Origin of the sequence: Frateuria sp. YIM B11624 (assembly GCF_049727805.1) — a bacterium.
GTDB lineage: Bacteria > Pseudomonadota > Gammaproteobacteria > Xanthomonadales > Rhodanobacteraceae > Frateuria_A.
This window is the reverse complement of the sequence record NZ_JBCNYA010000016.1, coordinates 14,994-37,597: the sequence shown is the minus strand read 5'-3', so window position 1 is coordinate 37,597 and position 22,604 is coordinate 14,994. Positions and strand designations below refer to the sequence as shown.

Annotated in this window: 20 protein-coding genes; 9 read left to right on the top strand and 11 right to left on the bottom strand. The window is 69.2% G+C overall.

What is annotated here, in order from left to right:
* Nucleotides 1-126: 126 nt before the first annotated feature.
* Both AAIL17_RS09895 and AAIL17_RS09890 read left to right on the top strand, forming a co-directional pair.
* Entirely contained in the window at nucleotides 127-2,004 is a 1,878-nt protein-coding gene (locus AAIL17_RS09895) for a glycoside hydrolase family 2 protein (RefSeq protein ID WP_424682669.1), read from the top strand.
* Between the two features lie 41 nt (nucleotides 2,005-2,045).
* Nucleotides 2,046-3,260 (top strand): glycoside hydrolase family 27 protein, encoded by a 1,215-nt coding sequence (locus tag AAIL17_RS09890; protein WP_424682668.1) that lies wholly within the window; start codon nucleotides 2,046-2,048, stop codon nucleotides 3,258-3,260.
* Nucleotides 3,261-3,501: 241 nt separating this feature from the next.
* Here AAIL17_RS09890 and AAIL17_RS09885 read toward each other — a convergent pair whose 3' ends face one another.
* A complete protein-coding gene (locus tag AAIL17_RS09885) occupies nucleotides 3,502-4,719 on the bottom strand; it encodes a glycoside hydrolase family 172 protein (RefSeq protein WP_424682667.1) in 1,218 nt (405 codons plus the stop codon).
* A 250-nt stretch (nucleotides 4,720-4,969) separates the two neighbouring features.
* Between AAIL17_RS09885 and AAIL17_RS09880 the strand changes: the two genes are divergently transcribed.
* Both AAIL17_RS09880 and AAIL17_RS09875 read left to right on the top strand, forming a co-directional pair.
* Entirely contained in the window at nucleotides 4,970-6,376 is a 1,407-nt protein-coding gene (locus tag AAIL17_RS09880; RefSeq protein ID WP_424682666.1) for an NfeD family protein, read from the top strand.
* Nucleotides 6,377-6,398: 22 nt separating this feature from the next.
* Nucleotides 6,399-7,157, top strand: coding sequence for a slipin family protein (locus AAIL17_RS09875; protein ID WP_424682665.1), 759 nt, complete (start codon nucleotides 6,399-6,401; stop codon nucleotides 7,155-7,157).
* Between the two features lie 177 nt (nucleotides 7,158-7,334).
* On the opposite strand, the gene AAIL17_RS09870 is transcribed toward AAIL17_RS09875, so the two are convergent.
* On the bottom strand, nucleotides 7,335-7,790 hold the full coding sequence (locus AAIL17_RS09870) for a GFA family protein (RefSeq protein ID WP_424682664.1): 456 nt from the start codon (nucleotides 7,788-7,790) through the stop codon (nucleotides 7,335-7,337).
* 225 nt (nucleotides 7,791-8,015) lie between these two features.
* Between AAIL17_RS09870 and AAIL17_RS09865 the strand changes: the two genes are divergently transcribed.
* Nucleotides 8,016-10,064, top strand: coding sequence for a M13 family metallopeptidase (locus AAIL17_RS09865; protein WP_424682663.1), 2,049 nt, complete (start codon nucleotides 8,016-8,018; stop codon nucleotides 10,062-10,064).
* Nucleotides 10,065-10,266: 202 nt separating this feature from the next.
* Here the strand turns inward: AAIL17_RS09865 and AAIL17_RS09860 are convergent, their stop codons facing one another.
* Nucleotides 10,267-11,508: a TCR/Tet family MFS transporter gene (locus AAIL17_RS09860; protein ID WP_424682662.1), complete on the bottom strand. Its 1,242-nt coding sequence runs from the start codon at nucleotides 11,506-11,508 to the stop codon at nucleotides 10,267-10,269.
* Nucleotides 11,509-11,685: 177 nt separating this feature from the next.
* Between AAIL17_RS09860 and AAIL17_RS09855 the strand changes: the two genes are divergently transcribed.
* Complete coding sequence (locus AAIL17_RS09855) at nucleotides 11,686-12,429, top strand: nuclear transport factor 2 family protein (RefSeq protein WP_424682661.1); 744 nt, start codon at nucleotides 11,686-11,688, stop codon at nucleotides 12,427-12,429.
* Nucleotides 12,430-12,495: 66 nt separating this feature from the next.
* Here AAIL17_RS09855 and dbpA read toward each other — a convergent pair whose 3' ends face one another.
* The 4 genes from dbpA to AAIL17_RS09835 all read right to left on the bottom strand — a co-directional run bounded on the left by dbpA (nucleotide 12,496) and on the right by AAIL17_RS09835 (nucleotide 16,841).
* Nucleotides 12,496-13,875, bottom strand: coding sequence for an ATP-dependent RNA helicase DbpA (gene dbpA, locus AAIL17_RS09850; RefSeq protein WP_424682660.1), 1,380 nt, complete (start codon nucleotides 13,873-13,875; stop codon nucleotides 12,496-12,498).
* Between the two features lie 210 nt (nucleotides 13,876-14,085).
* Nucleotides 14,086-14,295, bottom strand: coding sequence for a cold-shock protein (locus AAIL17_RS09845; protein WP_424682659.1), 210 nt, complete (start codon nucleotides 14,293-14,295; stop codon nucleotides 14,086-14,088).
* Nucleotides 14,296-14,810: 515 nt separating this feature from the next.
* Nucleotides 14,811-15,296, bottom strand: coding sequence for a hypothetical protein (locus AAIL17_RS09840; protein ID WP_424682658.1), 486 nt, complete (start codon nucleotides 15,294-15,296; stop codon nucleotides 14,811-14,813).
* 312 nt (nucleotides 15,297-15,608) lie between these two features.
* Nucleotides 15,609-16,841: an MFS transporter gene (locus AAIL17_RS09835; protein WP_424682657.1), complete on the bottom strand. Its 1,233-nt coding sequence runs from the start codon at nucleotides 16,839-16,841 to the stop codon at nucleotides 15,609-15,611.
* Nucleotides 16,842-16,936: 95 nt separating this feature from the next.
* On the opposite strand from AAIL17_RS09835, the gene AAIL17_RS09830 reads away from it, so the two are divergent.
* Entirely contained in the window at nucleotides 16,937-17,836 is a 900-nt protein-coding gene (locus tag AAIL17_RS09830; protein ID WP_424682656.1) for a LysR family transcriptional regulator, read from the top strand.
* A 154-nt stretch (nucleotides 17,837-17,990) separates the two neighbouring features.
* A complete protein-coding gene (gene bla / locus AAIL17_RS09825) occupies nucleotides 17,991-18,902 on the top strand; it encodes a subclass B3 metallo-beta-lactamase (protein WP_424682655.1) in 912 nt (303 codons plus the stop codon).
* Nucleotides 18,903-19,024: 122 nt separating this feature from the next.
* On the opposite strand, the gene AAIL17_RS09820 is transcribed toward bla, so the two are convergent.
* The 4 genes from AAIL17_RS09820 to AAIL17_RS09805 form a co-directional block, all read right to left on the bottom strand.
* A complete protein-coding gene (locus AAIL17_RS09820) occupies nucleotides 19,025-19,678 on the bottom strand; it encodes a glutathione S-transferase family protein (protein ID WP_424682654.1) in 654 nt (217 codons plus the stop codon).
* A 115-nt stretch (nucleotides 19,679-19,793) separates the two neighbouring features.
* The gene (locus AAIL17_RS09815) at nucleotides 19,794-20,273 is read right to left on the bottom strand and encodes a VOC family protein (protein ID WP_424682653.1); all 480 of its coding nucleotides are present in this window, start codon (nucleotides 20,271-20,273) and stop codon (nucleotides 19,794-19,796) included.
* Nucleotides 20,274-20,414: 141 nt separating this feature from the next.
* Complete coding sequence (locus AAIL17_RS09810; RefSeq protein ID WP_424682652.1) at nucleotides 20,415-20,846, bottom strand: SRPBCC family protein; 432 nt, start codon at nucleotides 20,844-20,846, stop codon at nucleotides 20,415-20,417.
* 48 nt (nucleotides 20,847-20,894) lie between these two features.
* The gene (locus AAIL17_RS09805) at nucleotides 20,895-21,797 is read right to left on the bottom strand and encodes a LysR substrate-binding domain-containing protein (protein WP_424682651.1); all 903 of its coding nucleotides are present in this window, start codon (nucleotides 21,795-21,797) and stop codon (nucleotides 20,895-20,897) included.
* A 400-nt stretch (nucleotides 21,798-22,197) separates the two neighbouring features.
* Between AAIL17_RS09805 and AAIL17_RS09800 the strand changes: the two genes are divergently transcribed.
* A complete protein-coding gene (locus AAIL17_RS09800; RefSeq protein WP_424682650.1) occupies nucleotides 22,198-22,593 on the top strand; it encodes a DOPA 4,5-dioxygenase family protein in 396 nt (131 codons plus the stop codon).
* Nucleotides 22,594-22,604 lie beyond the last annotated feature (11 nt).

The following is a 22,604-nucleotide window of genomic DNA, read 5'->3' as shown; positions in this document are numbered from 1 at the left end:
AATCACTTCGTGGCCTGACGGGCGACCGGTTCACATTGCGACGCTGGCTTTTTGTATGACAATCGACCACCTTCGCCGGATGCGCCTGCACGGCCGGCGCGTTCGCATGGCAGAGGGAGGCGATCGATGACGGGCAATGCACGGGCGCGCAGCCGCGCCATGGCATGGGTCGCGCTGGCGGCCATCACGGCAACTGCGGCGATGTCGTCCACGGCGTCGGCAACGGATGCAAACATCACCTGGAGCGGCCTGCGTGCGCCGCTGGCGACACCCTGGACGTCCAAGGTATCGCCGGACAACGCGTTGCCGGACTACCCGCGCCCGCAGCTCGCACGTCCCTCGCTGGCGCATCCGCGGTGGATGAACCTCAACGGCCTGTGGCAGTACGAGGCGACCCACGGTGCCGCGAAGCCGGCCTTCGGCAAGTCGCTGGCCGGCCGCATCCTGGTGCCGTTTCCCGTCGAGTCGGTGCTCTCCGGCGTACAGAAGCACGCCGACGACATGCTCTACCGCCGGCAGGTCGAGATCCCGGCCGACTACACCGCCGACGGCGGCCGCGTGCGGCTGAACTTCGGCGCGGTGAACTACGAGGCGACGGTCTACGTCAACGGCACGAAGGTCGCGCACCACACGGACGGCTATACCGCGTTCGGGGCCGACATCACCGATGCATTGCGCAAGGAAGGCCCACAGGAGATCGTCGTCGCCGTGCACGCGCCGGTGGACGGCGCCGACGTGCCGGTCGGCAAGCAGCGCCTGAAGCCCGAGGGCATCTTCTACACCGCCGCTTCCGGCATCTGGCAGACGGTGTGGCTGGAACCGGTGCCGGCCACCAGCCTGGCGGCGCTGACCCTGGTGCCGACGCCGACGCTCGATGGTTTCACGGTCGAGCCGGGCATCGACGGCGATGCACAAGGCGCCACGCTGACCGTCACCGCCTATGCCGCCGGCAAGGCGGTCGGCCACGCGAGCGGGCCGGCCGGCAAGCCACTGGATCTCGAAGTCGCGCATCCGCGCACGTGGAGTCCGGACGATCCGTTCCTGTACACCGTGCGCGCCGAGCTGCGCCGGGGCAAGACCGTCGATCGCGTGGAGAGCTACGCGGGATTGCGCACCATCGCCGTGAAGAAGGTCGATGGCCGCAACCGCATCGTGCTCAACGGCAAACCGACCTTCCTGCTGGCGACCCTGGATCAGGGCTACTGGCCGGACGGCATCTACACCGCGCCCACCGACGCGGCCCTGAAGTTCGACATCCAGAAGACCAAGGACCTGGGCTTCAACACCATCCGCAAGCACATCAAGGTCGAGCCGGCACGCTGGTACTACTGGACCGACCGCCTCGGCCTGATGGTCTGGCAGGATGCGCCGGCGTTGCCCAACGGCCGCAACGACAAGCTCGGCGAAGCGGCACGCAGCAACTTCCGCGCCGAGGTGGCGGCGATGGTGCAGCAGTTGCGCGGCGTACCGTCGATCATCGGCTGGATCCCGTTCAACGAAGGCTGGGGACAGTGGAGCCTGCAGGCCGCGCGCGACGTTGCCGCGCAGGTGAAGCGGCTCGATCCCTCGCGCCTGGTCGACGAGCGCAGCGGCTACAACTGCTGCGACACCAAGGGCGATCCCGGCGGCGGCGACATCATCGACGTGCACGACTACCAGGGTCCGGGCACGCCCGAGCCGGACGCCACCCGTGCCGCGATCGACGGCGAGCACGGCGGCCTGACGCTGGGCATTGCCGGACACGTCTGGCCAGGCACGCCGATCAACCCCTACGGCGCGGTGAAGGATCGCGCCGCGCTCGACGACGGCTACGTCGCCAATACCGCGGTGCTGCGTGACAAGGGCGTGCCGCGCGGCCTGTCCGGCAGCGTCTATACGCAGATTACCGACGTCGAGGGCGAGCACAACGGTCTGTTCACCTATGACCGCAAGGTCGAGAAGGTGGACGAGCAGCGCGTGCGCGCGATCAACCGCGCGGTGATCGAGGCCGGTTCGGCGCACTGACGCCGGACAACTCCATTCCGTCCGCTTACGGGAACACGACCATGTCGATGCGGCACAAGGTTTTCATCGCAGCCTTCGCGGTGCTTCTGGCCACCCTTGCGGCCATGCCGGTCCGCGCCCTGGACAACGGCCTGGCGCGCACGCCGCCGATGGGCTGGAACAGCTGGAACAGTTTCCACTGCGACGTCAGCGCCGACCTGGTGGAGGCCACGGCCGACGCCATGGTCGCCTCCGGCATGAAGGAGGCCGGCTACACCTACGTCAACATCGACGATTGCTGGCTGCTCAAGCAGCGCGGCGCGCATGGCGAGCTGGTGCCGGACCCGGCGAAGTTCCCGCACGGCATCGCGGCGGTGGCCGACTACGTGCACCGCAAGGGCCTGAAGCTGGGCATCTACGAATCGGCCGGCGCCACCACCTGCGCCGGCTATCCCGGCAGCATCGGCCACGAAAAGGAAGATGCCGCGCAGTTCGCACGCTGGGGCGTGGATTACCTCAAGTACGACAACTGCGGCGACAAGCGGGGCCAGACCTACCCGCAGCGCTACACCGCCATGCGCGAAGCGCTTGCTCGAAGCGGTCGCGCCATCGTCTACAGCATCTGCGAGTGGGGCAACGAATCGCCGTGGGACTGGGCGCCGGCCATCGGCAACCTGTGGCGCACCACCCAGGACATCACCCCGCGCTGGGCGACCGACCAGCCGGCCAACGGCTATCCGCAGGGCATCCTGGACATCCTCGACCAGCAGGCGGCGCTCGCCGGCACCTCGCACCCGGGCGCCTGGAACGATCCGGACATGCTCGAGGTCGGCAACGGCTACCTCACCGACGACGAGAACCGCGCGCATTTCAGCCTGTGGGCCTTGCTCAACGCACCGCTGATCGCCGGCAACGACCTGCGCCATCTGTCCAACGAGGTGCGCGCCGTCCTCACCAACCGCGAGGTCATCGCCGTCGACCAGGACTGGGGCAGCCGCCAAGGGGCCAAGCTGCGCGACGACGGCGACACCGAGGTATGGGCCAAGCCGATGTCTGACGGTTCGGTGGCGGTGATCCTGCTCAACCGAGGGCGCGGCCCGGTATCCATCGCCGCCACCGCGCGCGAGATCGGCGCAAAGGCGGCCGGCAGCTACACCGTCCGCGACCTCTGGAAACACACCCAGGCCCGCGGCGACGGCCGCATCGAGGCGAGCGTGCCGACCCACGCCGTCGCGATGTTCCGCGTGTGGCCGGGAGCGCATGGGACCTTGCGCTGAGACCTGAGGCGGCATGCAGGGGAGACCGTGCCTGCTTCGCTGCCGTGCCCCCGGCAGGCGCCCGGCACCGGCAGGGTGGCGACCGCCGTCGCGGCCATCGACGAACAAGACGGCCGCGGAACGACGCAGGCGGTCGCCCTCCTGCGTCTCCTGTGCGGTCCAGCCGCAGCAACGCGCGCTCCCGCATTGGGTGTGCTGGCCGTGAGCGTCATCAGGGGGCCAGGGCAAGCTAGCCCCATGCTCAGGGCGTCCTGAGGATCCCGGCCACGCGCTGGGCCACCGGCGCGAGCGTCTCGCCGGGTGGCGCATCCGGGCGGTCGAGGTAGTAGTACACGGTAGCGGCCACGTCGTCGCGACGGTAGAAGTTGGTCCAGCCGTCGGGCAGGTCCGGGTCGTCCAGCGTGTGCGGTTTGCCGTCCAGCAACTGGACGAAGTGCGCCCGTCCGCCTGGGTCCAGCGTCACCGGGCGCAGCGGCACGCCGGCCTTTTGCAAGGCAAGCACCTTGGTCCGCGGCGCGCCGCCGATCTGCTGCAGGCGCACTTCGCAGTCGCGGCTGAAATAGATGGGGTCGGGCAGGTGCAGGCGATAGAAGAGCCAGTGGCCGGCCTTTGGGTTCGCCACGAGCAGGCCTTCGTTGCGCTGCGCGTAGGGCCGCTCCAGGCCGTAGCCCGAGCCCACGTAGTCCTCGGTGCCGGTGCCCGCCAGGGTGGGGTGCTCGCGGTCACCGTCGAGGAAGACCTTCACCTCGCCCTCGCCGAACCAGCTGTCGCCGTACGCCGGACTGCCGACCACCGCGATGCTTGCGCCCAGGTAGCGGCCGCGGCCCTGCACCCTGGGCAGGATGCGGAAGTCCTCGCCCAGCGTGGTCGGATTCTGGCGATGCCAGCTCGCGTGGAAGTAGAGCGCGTCCGGGCCCACCGGCTCGCGGGTGTAGTCGATGTCGTAGAAGATGGCGTCGAGGTCGGTGCCCGATTCGTTGCGTACCACCAGCCGCGCGCCGCGGTGAAACGGCATCGGCACCACGCTCACGAACGAGCGGCCCTCCGGGCTGGAGAACAGCTCGCTCTCGAACGGACGGGCGCCATCCAGCCCCAGGCCGAAGAAATCGCCCAGCGGCACCGATACCGCCGGCGTGTTGGCGCCATCCCAGTAGATGTCCAGCCGCAGCGCGCGCAGCATGCGTGGCGAGCGGTCACTCACTGTCATCCAGAGGCGGCGGATGACGCCCGAACCTTCGATCCGGCCCAGCTCCAGCGACTGGCCGGCCGGGATCGAGTCGAACGCATGACCCTTGGCGCCACGGTTCTCCAGCGCACCGGCGCCGGGAGCCGACGTGCGGTTTTCCGGGCTGATCCAGCGCGGCTGCTGCGCCCGGTACTGATAGATCGACTGGGCGGATGCGGGCAGTGCAGCAGCCACCACGAACAGCAACACGAGGGGAATGAACGGGGATTTCATTGGCGCATGGCCTCCTCTTGTCGATGGCACCGATGAGAGCGAACGGGGATCGACCTGGCAAGCGGCAGAGGGCCGGATGGTGAACCGATCCGACTTTCCCATCATGCCGGCGTCCCTCTTGAAGCCTGCATGGAATCCGACGGAGCCGCCTCGGCTCACGTCGCGACAAGCGGACAACCACCGACTGGCTTAACGCGAAAACCAGATTGCCCGGTGCACAGTGGCATGGCCGTTACGGGAGGCATGTGCCATGGCGCGACGGGCATGGACCTTGTGGAGTACCGCGCTCCTCCTGGCAGCGGGCCTGGGGGTGTTCGCCTCCGAGCCGCCCGCCGGTAGCCCGCGTACCGATGGGTTCGTGGCGCGGATCGAGCTGACCGGCCCGATCGGTCCGGCGGCCGCCGAGTACGTGGACACCGCGATGCGGCGCGCCACGGCCGAAGGTGCCGCGGCGATCGTGCTGCAGATGGACACGCCCGGCGGCCTGGCTGATTCGATGCGGCCGGTCATCGCCGACATCCTCGCCTCGGACGTGCCGGTGCTCGGCTATGTGGCACCCGGTGGCGCGCGCGCGGCTTCCGCCGGCACCTACATCCTGTACGCCTGCCACATCGCCGCGATGGCGCCGGCCACCCATCTTGGCGCCGCCACGCCGGTGTCGCTCGGCGGCGGCACACCCATGCCGCAGCCGGCCGCAGGCGACCAGCCAGCGTCGTCGAACAGCAGTGGCGCATCGAAGGAAGGCGGCAAGCCGACGCCCGGGCAGGGCCCGGATGCCGAGTCGGACAAGGTCCTCAACGACGCGGTCGCCTACATCCGTTCGCTGGCGCAACTGCGCGGACGCAACGCGGCATGGGCCGAACGGGCGGTGCGGGGTGCGGCCACGCTGACCGCCAGCGAGGCGATGGACAAGCACGTGATCGACTTCGTCGCCGCCGACGCCGCGGCGCTGCTGGCGCAGGCCGACGGCCGCACGGTACGCGTCGGCGAGCGTGTACGGACTCTCCATCTGGCAGGCCTGCCGCTGCGCGACTACGCGCCGGACTGGCGCAACCGCTTCCTCGCCACCATCACCAATCCGACCATCGCCTACATGCTGCTGCTGGCGGGCATCTACGGGCTCGTCCTGGAGGCGTTCCATCCTGGTGCGCTGCTGCCTGGCATCACCGGCGGCATCTGTCTGCTGATCGGCCTCTATGCGCTGCAATTGCTGCCGGTGAACTACGCGGGACTGGCGCTGATGGCGCTGGGCATCGGCTTGTTGCTGGCCGAGGCGTTCAATCCGAGCGTGGGCGCATGGGGCATCGGCGGCGTGATCGCGTTCGTCATCGGCTCGATCATGCTGTTCCGCACGGGCGTGCCCGGCTATGCGGTCAACGTGGGCGTGATCGCGGGCATCGCGTGCTGTGCGGTGCTGGGGCTCGGTGTGCTGCTGCGCCTGGCGATGCGCGCGCGGGCCGCTCCGCACTTCAGCGGCGGGCAGTCGATCCAGGCGACCTTCGGCGAACTGCTGCAACCGGTGGGTGCAGGCGGCGAAGGCTGGGCAGTCGTCCAGGGCGAGCGATGGCGCGTGCATTGCGCCGTGGCGCTGCCTGCCGGCGCCCGCGTGCGGGTGGTGCGCCGTGAAGGCCTGTTGCTATGGGTGGAACCCGCCTGATCCTCTCCACAGGAGAACGCTCATGTTCGGATTTGCCGGTGTGTTGGTGGTGTTCGCCGTCGCGCTGCTGGTCTCGGCGATCAAGGTGCTGCCGGAATACCAGCGCGGCGTGGTGCTCACGCTGGGCCGCTACACCGGCACCAAGGGACCGGGGCTGGTGCTGCTGGTGCCGGTGATCCAGCGGATGATGCGGGTGGACCTGCGCGTGACGGTGATGGACGTGCCGCCGCAGGACGTGATCTCGCGCGACAACGTCTCGGTACGGGTCAACGCGGTGGTGTATTTCCGCGTCGTCGAACCGGACAAGTCCATGCTGCAGGTGGAGAACTTCCTGCAGGCCACCAGCCAGCTGGCGCAGACACGGCTGCGCTCGGTGCTGGGCCAGCACGAGCTGGACGAGATCCTGTCGCAGCGCGATTCGATCAACCAGACGTTGCAGGCGATCCTCGACGAGGCGACCGACCCATGGGGCATCAAGGTCACCAACGTGGAGATCAAGGACGTGGACCTCAACGAAACCATGGTGCGCGCGATCGCCCGCCAGGCCGAGGCCGAACGCGAGCGCCGCGCCAAGGTGATCCACGCCGAGGGCGAACTGCAGGCCGCGGAGAAACTGCGCGACGCCGCCGCGATGCTGTCGCAGCAATCGCAGGCGCTGTCGCTGCGCTATCTGCAAACGCTGTCCGACATGACCAGCGGCGGCAAGTCATCCACGATCGTCTTCCCGCTTCCGCTGGAGCTGATCAAGCCGCTGATCGACGCCGTCCAGCGCGAGAAATAGGGCTGTCCCGTCGGGCGCGGAGTCCGTTGTTGCCTTGAGCGGATAACCGGCCCTGGGGCCGTATTGCGCCCTTGCCGGCAAGCGATCGCCTTCTCGCGGGCGTCGATGATGGACGGCATCACGCCGCCCGCGCCGAAGGGGAGCTTGCGCCGGGATGTAGCAGCGGAGAATCGGGCGTCACGCCTGCGCAGCGAACGCTTCCATCAAGGGTTGGTAGTCCTCCGGCGGCGGGAACCCCGGGTAGCTGTGGCGTGCCGGGGTGCTTGCCCAGGGAAGCCGCTCGGCAGTGAAGGTTTCGATGAAGGGCTCGTAGTCCACGTGCGGATCCAGCGCCGAAGCGCGCAGGTTGACCAGCCAGTCGATGCCCGCCGGGCGGGTCATCAACCACGACTTGCAGAAGTCGCAATACAGGTGCGCGTGCTCCGTCTGCAGGCCGCCACGGACCAGATTCCCTTCCAGCACCTCCACGCCCTCCGCGGGCAGGGCCACGGTCAGCGAGAAGGCGCTGCCGGTCATCTTCTGGCAACCGAGACAGTGGCAGGCCATGGTGAGCAGCGCCGGCCGGGTGATGCGCAGGCGAACGGCTCCGCAGCGGCAGGTCGCAGTGGCGGGAAGCTCTCGGGGGTAGCTCATGGCAATTCCTTGGATGGGCGGGGGATGGGCTGTCCGTGGAACCAGCTTCACTTCGGGCGGCCCGGTCGGACGGCTGTCTGATCGCTCAAGATAAGCGATGGCCGAAGCAAGAAGCAGCTTCTTTCTGCAAGCGCGCCAGAGCCGGGCCGTCCCATGACCTCCGACGTCTACACAAACGGCTCCGCTACGGGCAAAGTCGCACGCATTCCCTTCATGGAATGGCCTATGACCCGCTTAGTTTCCCTCCGCGCCACGCTGCTGTCGGCTGCATTGGCGTTCACCTCAGTCGGCGCCCTCGCCGCGGACGCCACGCCTCATCAGGACTTCCTCGCCGCGCACATCGACACCTCGGTCGATCCGGGCGTGGATTTCTTCCAGTACGCCAACGGCGCCTGGCTGAAGGCGCATCCGATCCCGGCGTCCGAGGCGGCGTGGGGCATCGGCAACGAGGTGGACGACGAGCTGTATGCCCGCCTGCGCGGGATCAGCGAGTCGGCGGCGAAGCAGCAGGCCGCGCCCGGCAGCGACCAGCAGAAGATCGGCGATTTCTGGGCCACCGCGATGGACGTGGCGAAGGCCGATCGCCTGGGCCTGCAGCCGCTGCACGATGAACTGGCGCGCATCGACGCGATCGCCTCGCCCGAGGGCGTGCTCGACACCGTGTTCGCGTCCAAGCCGATCGGCGTCGGCGCACTGTTCCGCATCGGCATCGCGCAGGACGACAAGGACAGCGCGACGATGGCGGTACAGGTCGCCCAGGGCGGACTGGGCCTGCCGAACCGCGACTTCTACTTCAACCCGGAAGCGGGCGTGGCGAAGATCCGCGTCGCCTACGTCGAGCACATGGCGCGCATCTTCGTGCTGCTCGGCCGCGATCCGACCGCGGCCAGGGCGGCCGCGACGCAGGTGATGGCCTTCGAGACGGCGCTGGCGAAGGCCTCGCGCAAGCTCGAGGACCTGCGCGACCCGGAGAAGAACTACAACAAGATGACGCCCGTGGACTTCACCGCGAAGTACACGCCGTCCATCGACTGGACCCGGCGGCTGGCGGGCTGGGGTATCCATCCCTCCTACGTGATCGTCGGCCAGCCGGAATTCTTCGCCGCCGAGGACCGCCTGCTGCGCGAGACGCCGCTGCCGGTGCTCAAGGACTACCTGCGCTATCACCTGGTCGACGGCTATGCGCCGTTCCTGTCCACCGTGCTGGACGAGGAGCACTTCGACTTCCACGGCCGCGCGATGTCGGGCCAGCAGGAACAGCGCCCGCGCTGGAAGCGCGCGCTGGACGAGGAGAACGATGCCATGGGCATGGTGCTCGGGCGCATCTTCGTCAAGCAGTATTTCCCTGAGGCGTCCAAGCAGCGCTACGAGGCGATGGTCGAGGCGGTCCGCGGCACCTTCCACGACCGCATCGAGCGGCTCGACTGGATGGGCGCCGACACCAAGGCCAAGGCGCTGGCCAAGCTCGCGGCGGTCACGCCCAAGGTCGGCTATCCGGACAAGTGGAAGGACTACTCGGCGCTGGTGGTCGGACGCGAGTCCTACGCGGCCAACGTGATGTCGGCGCGCCGTTGGCAGTTCCAGGACAACCTGTCCAAGTTCGGCAAGCCGGTCGACCGCACCGAATGGGACATGACCCCGCAGACCTACAACGCCTACTACAACCCGTCGAACAACGAGATCGTGCTGCCCGCGGCGATCTTCATGGTGCCCGGCGTGCCCGACGACCAGGTGGACGATGCAGTCGCCTACGGCTACGTCGCGGCCAGCACCATCGGCCACGAGATCACCCACGGCTTCGACGACCAGGGCCGTCAGTACGACGCGCAGGGCAACCTGTCCGGCTGGTGGACGGCGCAGGACGCCGCGCGCTTCAACGCCGCCGCGCAGAAGATGGTCGACCAGTTCAATGCGTACGAGCCGCTGCCGGGCCTGCACATCAACGGCAAGGCGAGCCTGGGCGAGAACATCGCCGACTACGGCGGCGTGCTGCTCGGCCTGGAAGCCTTCGAGAAGACCGGGCAATACAAGAAGGGCGAGAAGATCGGCGGCCTGACGCCGACCCAGCGCTACTTCCTTGGTTACGCGCTGGGCTGGATGAGCCAGCAGCGCGAGCAGCGGCTGCGCCAGCGCCTGCTGTCGGACGTGCACGCCCCGGCGAAGTGGCGGGTACTCGGCCCGATGTCGAACATTCCCGCGTTCTACCAGGCGTTCGGCGTGAAGCCCGGCCAGCCGATGTGGCGCAAGCCCGAGGACCGCGTGCGGATCTGGTGACGGCAACGCGCGTCCGGCAAGGGACGCGCCCGGCCCATTGAAAATGCAGGCGCGTTCATGCGCGCCTGCATTTTCGTTTCATGCAGTCACGTCGAAAAGCAGTGCCAATCGCATGCGGTGCCTGGATTGCGAAGCGCGCATGGTTGCCCGGGATTCCGCATCTGCCCCGGCGGGCGCAAACGGGCGTTGCTGGCACCGTGCATCAGGAACCGCCTTCCGGCAACTCCGCCGCCACGGGACGGTGCGGCACCAGGCGGACGATGATCGTCATGCCACCGAGCAGCAGCATCGCCGCCACGACGAAGGCCGCGCCGTCGAAGCCCCTGGCCGCGCCCCAGGCCAGCGACTGCGAGGCGATCAGCGGACCGAGCACGGCCGCCACCGAGTTCATGCTGCCGATGCCGCCCTGCAGCGCGCCTTGCCGGCTGGCGTCGACCATGCGCGAGAGGATCCCGTTCATCGCCGGATACACCAGTGCGCCCAGCGCACCGACCAGGAAGAACGCGTAGACCTGCCAGCCATGGGTCGTGAACGCGTAGGCGAGCAGGCAGGCCCCGCCGCAGGCCAGGCCGACGATGGCGGTGCGCCGTTCGCCGAGGCGTTCCACCACGCGCCGCGTCACCGCCAGTTGCACGATCACGGTCAGGAAGCCGACCCAGGCCAGGCTCCAGCCGATCGCCGTGGCATTCCAGCCGAACCGGATCGACGCCCAGAACGCCCAGGTCGACGGATACACCACCCCGCCGAGTTGCCACAGGAACCAGGCCAGCAGCAGCGGCGTGGCGTTGCCTGCGTGGAAGAGCGGACGGAAGGCGCCGACCACGTGTGCGTCGCGCAGGCGGAACGGGCGGCGGTGCGAGGCATCCAGCGTCTCGGGCAGCAGCCACGCCATCGCCACCGCGTTGAGCGCGGCGAGCGCCGCCGCCACGACGAACGGTGCGCGGGTGCCGAACGAGGCCACCAGTCCGCCCAACGCCGGGCCGACGATGAAGCCGACGCCGAAGGCGGCGCCCAGCAGGCCGAACACGCTCGCGCGCTTCTGCGGCGGCGTGACGTCGGCGATGACCGCGCCGGCGGGCCCGAACGTGGCGCCGGTGATGCCGGCAATCGCGCGGCCCACGAACAGCCATCCCAGCGTGGGCGCCCAGGCCATCAGCAGGTAGTCGAGGCTGAAGCCGAGCATGGCGGCGATCAGCACGGGACGCCGGCCGAAGCGGTCGCCGAGGTGGCCGAGCACGGGGCCGGCGAAGAACTGCGCCACCGCGAACACCGCCAGCAGCCAGCCCGCCACACGCGTGGCCGCCTCCAGCTCCAGGTGGCCAAGCTGCGTGACGAGCGCGGGCAGCACCGGCATGACGATGCCGAAGCCGATCACGTCGATGACCACGGCGGCCAGCACGACGGGGACGGCGCGGTGGTGGAAGCGGGACGTTCGAGGGGACATGGCGGGGCGCGCAGGGCAGGGAGGGCGCACTGTGCCTGCACGGACGGATGCAGGCAATCCGCCTGCCGAGCCGATACGCAAAGCCGCCCTGCGTCCGCTGCGCGGCCGCGTGACTTCGGGCACATGCGCCCGTTCCGTCGCGTAGAGCAGGCTGCCCCCTTCATCGTGGAGGTGGCCATGCGCCTGCGTCATCTTGGAGCATTGCTGGGGTTCGCTGCGTTTTGCCTAGGTAGCGCGGCGTACGGCGCCGAAGCGTCCCCCGAGGCCTTGCGCGGCGAACTGCTGCAGATCACGCAACGCCTCGTCGACGCGATTCCGCTCGGCGACCGCACGCCCTGGAATGCGCTGGTGACGGACGATGCGGTGATCATCGACGAGTTCGGCCGGATCGCGCACAAGGCCGATACCGTGGCCTCGCTGCGCCCGTTCCCGACGGGCTTCTCCGGCAGCATCGAACTGCGCGACGCGCACGTGCGCCAGTACGGCGACACCGCGCTCATGCAGGTCGAGCAGTACGAACGCGAAACCGTGTTCGGCCAGAAACTGGTCGTGCGCTACCAGACCCTGCTCACCTTCGTGCGGCAGTCGGGTGCGTGGAAGCTGGCCGGCTACGAGGACGTCACCATCCCCACGGCACCGCCGGAACTGCACGTCGACGGCCTGGTGGCGAGCGACTACGTCGGCACCTACAGCTACGGACCCGGGCGTGCGTGGACGGTCAGCGACCGCGACGGCGTGCTCAGCTACACCTCGCATGCGGGCGGCACGGCGAACGTGCTGCACCCGATCGCGAAGGACGTTTTCATGGGCAGCGACGACGAGCGCAACCTGCTGATCTTCCGTCGCGACCGCCAGGGCCGCATCGAGGCATTGATCGAGCGCCGCAAGTTCAACGACCTGCGACTGAGGCGCGAGGCCTAGCAGGGCACGGAAGGCGCCAAGGCAGGCGTGCCTCCACCCCATCGATGCCCGTCCTGCAACAGGGCGTCAGCCGAGCGCCCGCACCCGGAAGTTGCGTCCCTTTACGCGGCCAGCGCGCAGGCGATCGAGCGCCTTGTCGGCCAGTGTGCGGGCGATGGCGACGTAGGCGCGGGTGGCGAAGACGTCGATCTTGCCGATGTCACCGGCCGCGAGGCCGGCATCGCCGGTAAGCGCGCCGAGGATGTCGCCGGGGCGCAGCTTGTCCTGGCGGCCGGCATCGATCACCAGGGTCTTCATCGGTGCCAGGTGCAGGCTCTTGCCGCGTGGCGGGGCGAGCTTGAGCGAACGCCAGGGCAGGGGGCCGCCCTGTGCCTGCTCGATGTTCCCGGCCTTGGGCCGCTCGCGCGGCGTGCACAGGGTGATCGCGAGGCCAGGCTGGCCGGCGCGGCCGGTACGGCCGATGCGATGGGTATGGGTGTCCGGGTCGTGCGCGATGTCGTAGCTGACCACCAGTGGCAGCGCGGCGATGTCCAGGCCGCGCGCGGCGACGTCGGTCGCCACCAGCACGTTGCAACTGCGGTTGGCGAAGCGCACCAATACCTCGTCGCGGTCGCGTTGTTCCATGTCGCCGTGCAGGGCGAGCGCGGAGAAGCCGCGGCAGTCCAGCTCCCGTGCCAGGTTGTCGACGTCGCGCCGCATGTTGCAGAACACCAGGGCGTGCTGGTCGCGGTCGCGGGCGAGCAACTGGGCGAGCATGTCGATCTTGTGCGCCGGTTCGACTTCCACGAACTGCTGTTCTATCGCCGGCTTCGCTTCGGCCGGCGTCTCCACGGTGACCTCCGCCGGCTCCTTCTGCAGTCGTCGGCTGGCGTTGCGGATCGCTTCCGGGTAGGTGGCCGAGAACAGCAGGGTCTGGTGGTGCTTTGCGATGCGTCCGACGATGTCGTCGATGGCCTCGCCAAAGCCCATGTCGAGCATCCGGTCGGCCTCGTCCAGTACCAGCACCTTGATGCCGCCGCCATGCAGGCTGCCGCGCCTGAGGTGCTCCTGCACGCGACCGGGCGTCCCCACCACGATGTGCGGATCGTGGGTGAGCGAGGCCAGCTGCGGGCCCAGCGGCATACCGCCGCAGAGGGTCAGCAGCTTGACGTTGGGCATGCTGGCGGCGAGCCGGCGGATGGCCTTGCTCACCTGGTCGGCAAGTTCGCGGGTGGGGCACAGCACCAGTGCCTGTAGCCGGATGCTATCCACGTCCAGCGCCTGCAGCAGGCCGAGGCCGAACGCGGCGGTTTTGCCGCTGCCGGTGCGCGCCTGCGCGATCACGTCCCGTCCGGCGAGGATCGGCGGCAGGCTCTGCGCCTGTACCGGGGTCATGGCGGCGTAGCCGTGGGCGTCGAGGCTGGCGAGCAGGGCAGGTTTGAGCGCAAGCGTGGCGAAGTCGGTCATTCGCCATGATCGCATCAAAGCGAGGCGGGTCGAGTCATGTCCGCGACGACGAACCGGCAGACCCGCTGCGGTGCGCAGCGGCCAATCGGGCGGGTGACGTGTCGCGCGCGGTTTTCCCCGACCCCGGACCGGGCCTGGGGGCTGCCCGGCAGGGCCAACAAAGAAAAAGCCCGGCGCGAGGCCGGGCTTTTCGGGACGGGCGCAAACCCCTCAGAGCGGCTGGACCTGGTCGGCCTGCAGCCCCTTCGGGCCCTGCGTCACGACGAAGGACACCTTCTGGCCTTCCTGCAGGCTCTTGAAACCCGAGGACACGATCGCGCGGAAGTGCACGAACACGTCATCGCCGCTGGCGCGGCTGATGAAGCCAAAGCCCTTGGCATCGTTGAACCACTTGACGGTACCGGTTTCGGTCTGGGACATCGTTGTATCTCCTTGGAACGGATGGGAGCCGCATGGCGCGGCGTGAGCTGGTCGCAAGGAGGAAACGGTGCAACGGTGTAGTGGAACTGCTCTCTACAGCATCAGGCCACAGTTCGCGTGACCCTTGAAACTCAGCCCTGCCACAGTAGTGACTGTGGCGCTGCGAATCAAATGACATTGCATCTGCGGCGAATCAAATGGTTTTGCATGCATTGGTGTGCCGGCATGGAAAACCAAGCCGGACTTTCCTGCAGGCGGCAGCAAACCTGCCGCGCGCGAACCGGCAGGTTCGCTCCCGGCAGGATGACAGGCGCCTTTTGCCCAGCGGCGGCAGCGTGGTGGACCGATGCGTCCTGCCGGCCCGCGTCAGGGCCGGCGTGCACGTCGTCTGCCGACACGCGCATTGCCAGATGCGCGGGCACGAACGCGAACCGCCGCGGGACGGCTCGCCGCATACGCGCCATCGGCGATGCAGGCATCCCGCGTGGCTCGAGCCGTCGCCAGACGCTCCGCGGCTAGCGGATCGGCGCCATCAGGTGCTGGTAGGGCGTACCCGCCCACATCACGTAAGGCGCGCCGGTGTCCGGATCGGCCTGCTTCGGATACTGGTCGTAGAACGCCGCGTCGGCGCCCACCACCATCACGTGCGGGCCGGTCTTGATCCAGTGCTCGCCCTTCGGTTGCTTGGCGTAGGGATCGGTGTTGCTCGCGTCGGTGCCGCCCTCGAGCATGTACATCAGGCCTACCTTGCCGCTCGGTGGCGTCGTGTGGGTGAGCCATGCGTTGACCCAGCCCATCGCCGCCTTGTCGGCGCACATCGGGTCGTTGCCGGGCGTGGCCGGTGCGTCGGGGATGCAGGTGAAGCCGTTGGTGCCCTGGCGCAGGGTGCGCATCTTGCCCTGGGCGTCCATCGCCATGATGGTGGCGTGTCTGCCGACATTGGCCGGTGCGGCGCGCATCGCACTTGCGATCATCTGCGCGTCGCTCATCGGCTTGGCCATGGACTTGGAATCCGTGGCCTGCGCTGTGCCTAGGCAAAGGAGCAACGCAGCGGGAAGGGCCGCTCGCCGGATCGAGGTTGCTGTACGCATGATGGCCTCCCGTTGGGGGTGGCCGGCGATCCCGGATTCCGGACGCGAGCGTGTGCCCGCGCACGTTATCGCCCGATCAAGAAAAGGGATCGGCTTCATTGTCCGTTGGACGCCGCGGAAGTCGCGCCGAGCTCGCTTGAGGCAGCCGTCGTGCCTTCGCCACCAAGAAGCTTCGGTCGCGAGGCCCGCGCGCCGTGCCCCTTCGCCACCGAACGACGGCCTTCAGCCGCTCCCGTTGCGCCGGTAGGCGGACAGCGAAACCACCAGCCCGCCGATGCCGAGCGCCGCGCCGAGCGCGCAGGTCGCCGCCCATCCGCCGTATGCCCAGGCCAGGCCGGCGAGCGAGGAGGCTGCTGCGCCGCCGACGAAGAATGCGCCGGTGAACAGGCCATTGAGTCGACCGCGGGCCTCCGGCCGCACCAGGTTGATCGCGCGCCGGCCGAGCGTCTGGTCGCCGACCGTGCCCACGTCCAGCAACAGCGAGGCGGCCACCATCAGGGCAAGACCGGCCACCGGCGCCAGGCCACCTGCGATCCCGCCGACGACGAACGCCGCCACGACCAGCACGTGCATCACCACGTTGGCCGGACGCGTCAGTCCGCGATCGCCCAGCCGCCCGGCAATGGGCGCGATGACCGAACCGCCGACGCCGGCCATGGCGAAGGCCGCTATGCCATGCGCGCCGAGCCCGAACGGCGGCTGCGCCAGGCGCAGCGCCACGATGGTCCAGAATACGTTGAAGGCGCCGAACACCAGGATCGCGCTCAGCGCATGGCGCTGCAGGACGCGCTCACCGCGCGCCAGCGGCCACAGCGAGCGCACCAGCGTGGCATAGCGCAGGCTGTGCAGCGGCCGCAGCGTCGGCAGCGCGCGCCACAGCACCAGCGCAATGGCGGCGATCGCGATCGCGAACACGATGAATACGGCGCGCCAGCCGAACGCCTGTGCGATCAGGCTGGCCAGCGGGCGCGACAGCAGGATGCCGATCATCACCCCGCTCATCACGTTGCCGACCACGCTCCCCCGTTCCGCCTCGGGGGCGAGCGAGGCCACCAGCGGCACGAGCATCTGGATCGAGCTGGTGGCGGCCCCGACCGCAAAAGCAGCAACGAAGTAGATCACGGGGCCGGGCGCCCAGGCCGAGATCGCCAGCGCGACGATGTCCAGCGCGAGCACCCGCAGCACCAGCCGGCGGTTCTCGACCAGGTCGGTGAGCGGCACGAGGAAGATCATGCCCGCGCCGTAACCGAACAGCGTTGCCGTGGTGACCAGGCCGGCGGCGGCAAGGCCCAGGCCCAGCGCGTGGGCGATTACCCCGACCAGCGGCTGCGTCGCCGCGAGGTTGAGCGCGATGACGCCGCAGGCCAGCGTCAACAGCGGCGTGAGTTCGCGGGCGGTGGGCGTGTGCGTGGTTGGGGCGGTACGCGGGGTGACGGCGGGATCGACGGCGCTCATGGAATATGCTTCAGGTGCAAGAAGAGCGCGTAAGCTATGCCTGCTGTGAATATGCGTCCAATTAAAATGACGCATCAACGTTATGCGGAGTTCGCATGAATACACGGGATCTCGAAGCCTTCGTCGCCGTGGTCGACCACGGATCGATCCTCGCCGCCGCTGCCCAGTTGCACCTGACCCAGCCCGGCGTCACGCGGCGGGTGCAGAGCCTGGAGAACACGCTGGGCGTGGCCTTGCTCGATCGCCAGTCCAAGCCGCTGCGGCCGACGGCCGCGGGTCGCGACGCCTACCAGTTGGGCCGGCGCGTGCTCGCTTCGCTGGATGACCTGCGCACCGGCGTGGCGAGCGGCGGAGAGGTGCGTGGCGAGTTCCGCTTCGGCATTACGCCGTTCCTGGCCGACATCGCGCTCGAGGAGCCGCTGTGTTCCCTGAGCGAGGCCTTCCCGGCGCTGCACACGCGCGTTTCCAGCCGCTGGTCGGCGGAGCTGCTGGCCGATCTGGACGCCGGCCGGATCGATGCGGCCCTGGTCTACCTGCCGGGCGACAACGAACCGCCCGCCGGCTTCGAGCGCGAGCGGCTGTGCCGCATCGGCGTGAGAGTGCTCGTGCCGCGCACGTTGAAGCTGCCGCGACGCGTCACGCTGCGCGACCTGTCGGACCAGCCCTGGGTGCTCAACCAGGACGGCTGCGGCTTCCGGCGGGTACTGCGGCGTGCGCTGGAGGCGGCCCAACTGCCGTTCCACGTGGCGGTGGAGGCGTTCGACCCGATCCTGCGGCATTCGCTGATCGCGCGCGGCCTCGGCGTCGGGCTTACGGCCGGCGAGATGCTCAAGGCAAGCCCGTACCGCAAGGCCCTGCGCGTCATCGAGGTGCCGGAGTTCAAGGCCGAGGTCGGTGCCTGGCTGGTCCACCGGGCGACCGATGGCCGCCTCGCCGCGCCGCTGGATCACCTGCGCGGCGCGTTGCGGCAGGCGCTCGCCGCATTCCCGAGATGATCCGGCGGCGAGGGGAAGGAAGGCGCGCCGCCGGATTCGTGCTGCCCGCTGCCCTCGTGCAGTAAGGCGCGCGCGTCTGCGTAGCGCCTTCATTCCGCCGGCTTCATGCCAGATGCGCCGGCCATGCTTCCGACTTCCTCAAGGAGCCATCCCCATGCACATGCGCATCCTGTCCGGCCTCGCGCTGGGCGCCGGCCTGGTCTTCGGAACGCCGGTGGCGCGCGCACAACCGCCGCAGGCGGCCTCGCACGCCGTTCCACGCGAGCAGTGGAACGCGCCGCAGAAGCCGTTCCGCATCTACGGCAATACCTGGTACGTCGGGCCCCGCGGCCTGTCCGCGCTGGTCGTCGACACCGGGCATGGCCTTGCCTTGCTCGACGGCGACCTGCCGGCTTCCGCGCCACTCATCGAGGCGAACCTCCGCGCACTTGGATTCCACGTGCGCGACGTCAAATGGATCCTCAATTCGCACGCGCATCCGGATCACGCCGGCGGCATCGCGGCATTGCAGCGGGCCAGCGGGGCGCAGGTGATCGCGAGCGCGGAGGGCGCGCGTGCGCTGGCGCTCGGCGGGGCCGATCCGGCCGATCCGCAGTACGGCATGTCATCCACTTATCCGCCGGTCCGGCAGGTGAGGCCGGTGCGCGACGGCGAGATCCTGCAGTTGGGCGAGGTGGCGATCACCGTGCACGAAACGCCCGGCCATACGCCCGGCAGCACGTCGTGGACCTGGCGTTCGTGCAGCGAAGGCCGCTGCCTGCACATGGTCTATGCGGACAGCCTCACTGCGCTCGAAGCACCCGGCTTCCGCTACAGCGATCACCCGGAACGGGTCGAAGCGTTCCGCCGGTCGATCGCGACGGTGGCCGCGCTGCGTTGCGACATCCTGCTGACCCCGCATCCCGACGCGAGCGGCTTCTGGCAGAAAGTGGCGCGTCGTACCTCGGATGCGGACAGCATGCCGCTGGTCGATCCTGGCGCCTGCCGCGCCTATGCGGCGGCGGCCGCCATCAAGCTGGACGAAACGCTGCAGCAGGACAAGGCGAAGGTCGTGCGGCAACCGTAACGGCCAGCATTCCTGTTCCGCGGCCATGGCCGGCGGCGCGCGCCCGGCGGAATCAGCCGATGGCCCTGCAGTACCTGGCGTTTTCGAAGATGGCTGCCACGAAGGAGTGGCAGCGGGCCCGCTCATCCACCCGCAGGACTGCCCTTGAACACCGCCAGTTGCGCGGCGAAGGCGCGCTGGTAGGCCGGCCGCGCCTCGCCGCGGGCGACATAGGCCGCGAGGCTGGGGTACTCGTCCAGGATGCCGGAGGGCCTCAGGCGCAGCAGCACGCTCACCATCATGAGGTCACCGGCGCTGAACGCGCCGTCGAGCCATTCGGCGTCGCCAAGCCGGGCGGAAAGCTCGTCCAGCCGCTTGCGGATGCGATCTTTCACCAGCGGCAGGCGCTGCTCGGCCCAGGGCCGGTCGCCCTCCAGGATCCTGACGGTCACCAGTTCGAGGATCGGCGGTTCCACCGTGTTGACCGCGGCAAACATCCACGCGATCGCGCGTGCCCGGGCGTTCGCTTCGTCCGGCAGCAGGCCGGCATGGTGCTGCGCGATGTGCAGCACGATCGCGCCCGACTCGAAGAGCACCAGGTCGCCTTCCTCGTAGGTGGGGATCTGCCCGAACGGATGGAGTGCGCGATGTGCGGGTTCCTTCATCGCGGCGAAGGAAAGCAGGCGCACCTCGTAGGGTTGGCCCGCTTCCTCGAGCGCCCAGCGGACGCGCGTGTCGCGCGCGAGTCCCTGGCCGCGATCGGGCGACTGTTCAAAGGCGGTGATGGTGGGGGTCATCGGCAGGTTCCGTGTTGGAGTCGAGGGCGTCGGGCAGGGCTGGCGACGGCGCCGGACCCGCGCGCCGCCTGGATTCCGTTACCGGCTCTGGCATGTGGCAGAACCGGCGGGCGCGTCATCCGCGCCGGGCGGCCTCGATCGCGGCGATGTCGATCTTGGTCATGCCCATCATGGCGTCGAACGCCCGCTTGGCCGCGGCAGGGTCGGCATCGGTGACCGCGTCGGTCAGGGCGCGCGGCGTGATCTGCCAGGACAGGCCCCAGCGGTCCTTGCACCAGCCGCAGGCGCTGGGCTGGCCGCCGTTGTCGACGATCGCATTCCACAGGCGGTCGGTTTCGGCCTGGTCGTCGGTTGCCACCTGGAACGAGAACGCCTCGGTGTGTGGGAACGCCGGCCCGCCATTCAGGCCCAGGCACGGGATGCCCATGACCGTGAACTCGACCGTCAGCACGTCGCCCTGCTTGCCGGAGGGATAGTTGCCCGGGGCGTGATGGACGGCGCCCACGGCGCTGTCCGGGAACGTCCTGGCGTAGAACGTCGCCGCTTCCAGGGCGTCGCGGTCATACCAGAGGCAGATCGTGTTCTTGCTGGCCATTGCGGGTCTCCTGATTCAGGGGGGGCGAGGATGTTTCCTCACACCTGCGACGAGCGACAGGCGCGCGGATCGACATGTCGGCCTGAAAGGGAGCTGCGCCGTCCGCGGGTGACGGGCGGCGGCTCGCCCCGCACGCGCTGGTCAGCCAGCCTCAGCCTTCTGCTTCAGGGCCGCGGCCTCCCGCGCCAGGTACTCGCGCGTGAGCCGCCCGAACAGCCGGCCGAGCAGGACGCCGAGCCAGCCCTCGAAGGCGAACGACAGGCGCAGGCGGGCGGCATCGACGCCGATCGCATCTACGATGTGGTCGGCGACCATCGTCATGCCCGGCGAACGGACGTGCCACACGAAGCGGCGGCCGGGCTCCAGCATGGTCACGGTCCACACGGCCGGGCGTAGTTTCGGCTGTTCGACGCGGTAGCGCCGGCCGGGCTCCAGCAGCGCGCCGTCGAGGGCCTCGACGCTCGTCACCGTCGGCAGCAGCTCCGGCCAGGAGGCCACGGCGGACAGCAGGCGCCAGACGCGCTCCGCGGGTGCGTGGATGTCCGCGCTCGCTTCGTAGGTCACGGTGTTCATGGCCGGCATGGTGTGGAAGCCCGGCGCGATGCGCAAGCCGCGGCGAACTCAGCCCGGCGTCGGGGAGTGTTGCCCGTAGCGCGCCAGCAGGAAATCGATCGCACTGCGCAGCTTGGCGGTGGGGCGGCGGTCCTGCGCGTAGATCAGGTACATCGGCGAGGGCGTGAGCGACCAGCCGGGCAGCACCGGGTGCAGGCGGCCAGCGGCGAGATCCTCGGCCAGCAGCGGCTCGGGTTGCAGCGCGATGCCGATGCCGCTCAATGCCGCGATGCGCAACGCATTGCCCTGGTTGGCGGTGAAGCGGCCCCGCACGCTGACGGTGCAGGTCGCCCCGTCCGGGCCCACCAGGCGCCAGCGGTCCGAGCGGCGCCAGTAGGACAGGCCCAGGCATTGGTGATGGACCAGCTCGTCCGGGTGCGCCGGGTGGCCATGGCGCTCCAGGTAGGCCGGCGAGGCGGCGAGGATGCGCCGGTAGTGCCGCAGCGGCCGCGCCACCACTCCTGGCTCGGTGGGCTCGCCGACCAGGATGCCCAGTTCGAAGCCGCCGTCGGCGAGGCTCGGCGCGCGATTGTCCAGGGTCAGCTCCATGCTCACCTCGGGGTGGCTCGCCATGTACTCGGCCAGCACGGGCACCATGTGGCTGCCGAATCCGACCGGCGCCACCAGCCGCAGCCGTCCGCGTGGGGCGGCCTGGAGTTCCGAGGCGCTGGCGTCGGCCAGTGCGACTTCGGCCAGCGCCTGCTTGCAGCGTTCGTAATAGAGGTGGCCGACGTCGGAAAGCTGCTGCCGGCGGGTAGTGCGATGAAGCAGGCGCGCGCCGAGGCGCTGCTCGATCGCGGCGATGTGCTTGGCGACCATCGTCGCCGATACGCCGCTCGCCTCGGCCGCGGACGCGAAACTGCCGCATTCCACCACGCGAACGAACATTTCCATCCCGGCCAGCTTGTTCATCACTCAAAACCATTGGGTTTGGTATGAACCAAAGTCTGGCACGTTTATCCAGCTCCGGTGTGGATTCATCCTGTGCGCATGCCTTCCCGACGTGAGGAGCGCCACCATGCCGAGCCTGCACCTGGACATTCCCAGCATCGACTGGATCGAACGCGCGCCGCGCGGCGGCAAGCCCGGCCGCGGCAAGGCTTGCCCTGCCGACGCTGACCGTGCGCCAGCTCCGGACGACAGGCTTGCGGGCAGGGCGTCCGGGCGGGAAGCTCGGGATCCGCAGCCGTGGCCACATGGACCCGTGGGCGCGATGGCGTAGCTCCAGCGGATCGATCAGGGAAGCGCAACCTTTGCAACCGGCAGGGAAGGCGTCCGCACCGGCTGCGCTCCCGGACGTAAGGAAAAGGCATTGAGCCAGACACACGCGCCCTATCACGCGCACATCTACTACGACGCGGACAGCCGGCCGCTGGCCGAGACCGCGCAGCACGTGCTGCGCGAGCGGATGGCTTCGGGCGAGCTTGCCCAACTGCTGTTCGTCGGCAGTCTGCGCGACGGCCAGGCCGGTCCGCATCCACAGTCGCAGTTCGAGATCCACTTCACCGCCGATGCGCTGCCGGTGGTGCGCGAGTTCCTCCGCGCAACCGGGCTCCGGGCCCTGGTCCATCCACTGACCGACGACGACCTGGCCGACCACACCCGCCTGGCCGAGTGGATCGGCACACCGCTCGAACTGGACCTGGATACGCTGGATCCGCCCGGCCACAACAAGGGTGTGGCGTGTTTCGGCATCTCCGATTTCTAGGGCGGGGCCTC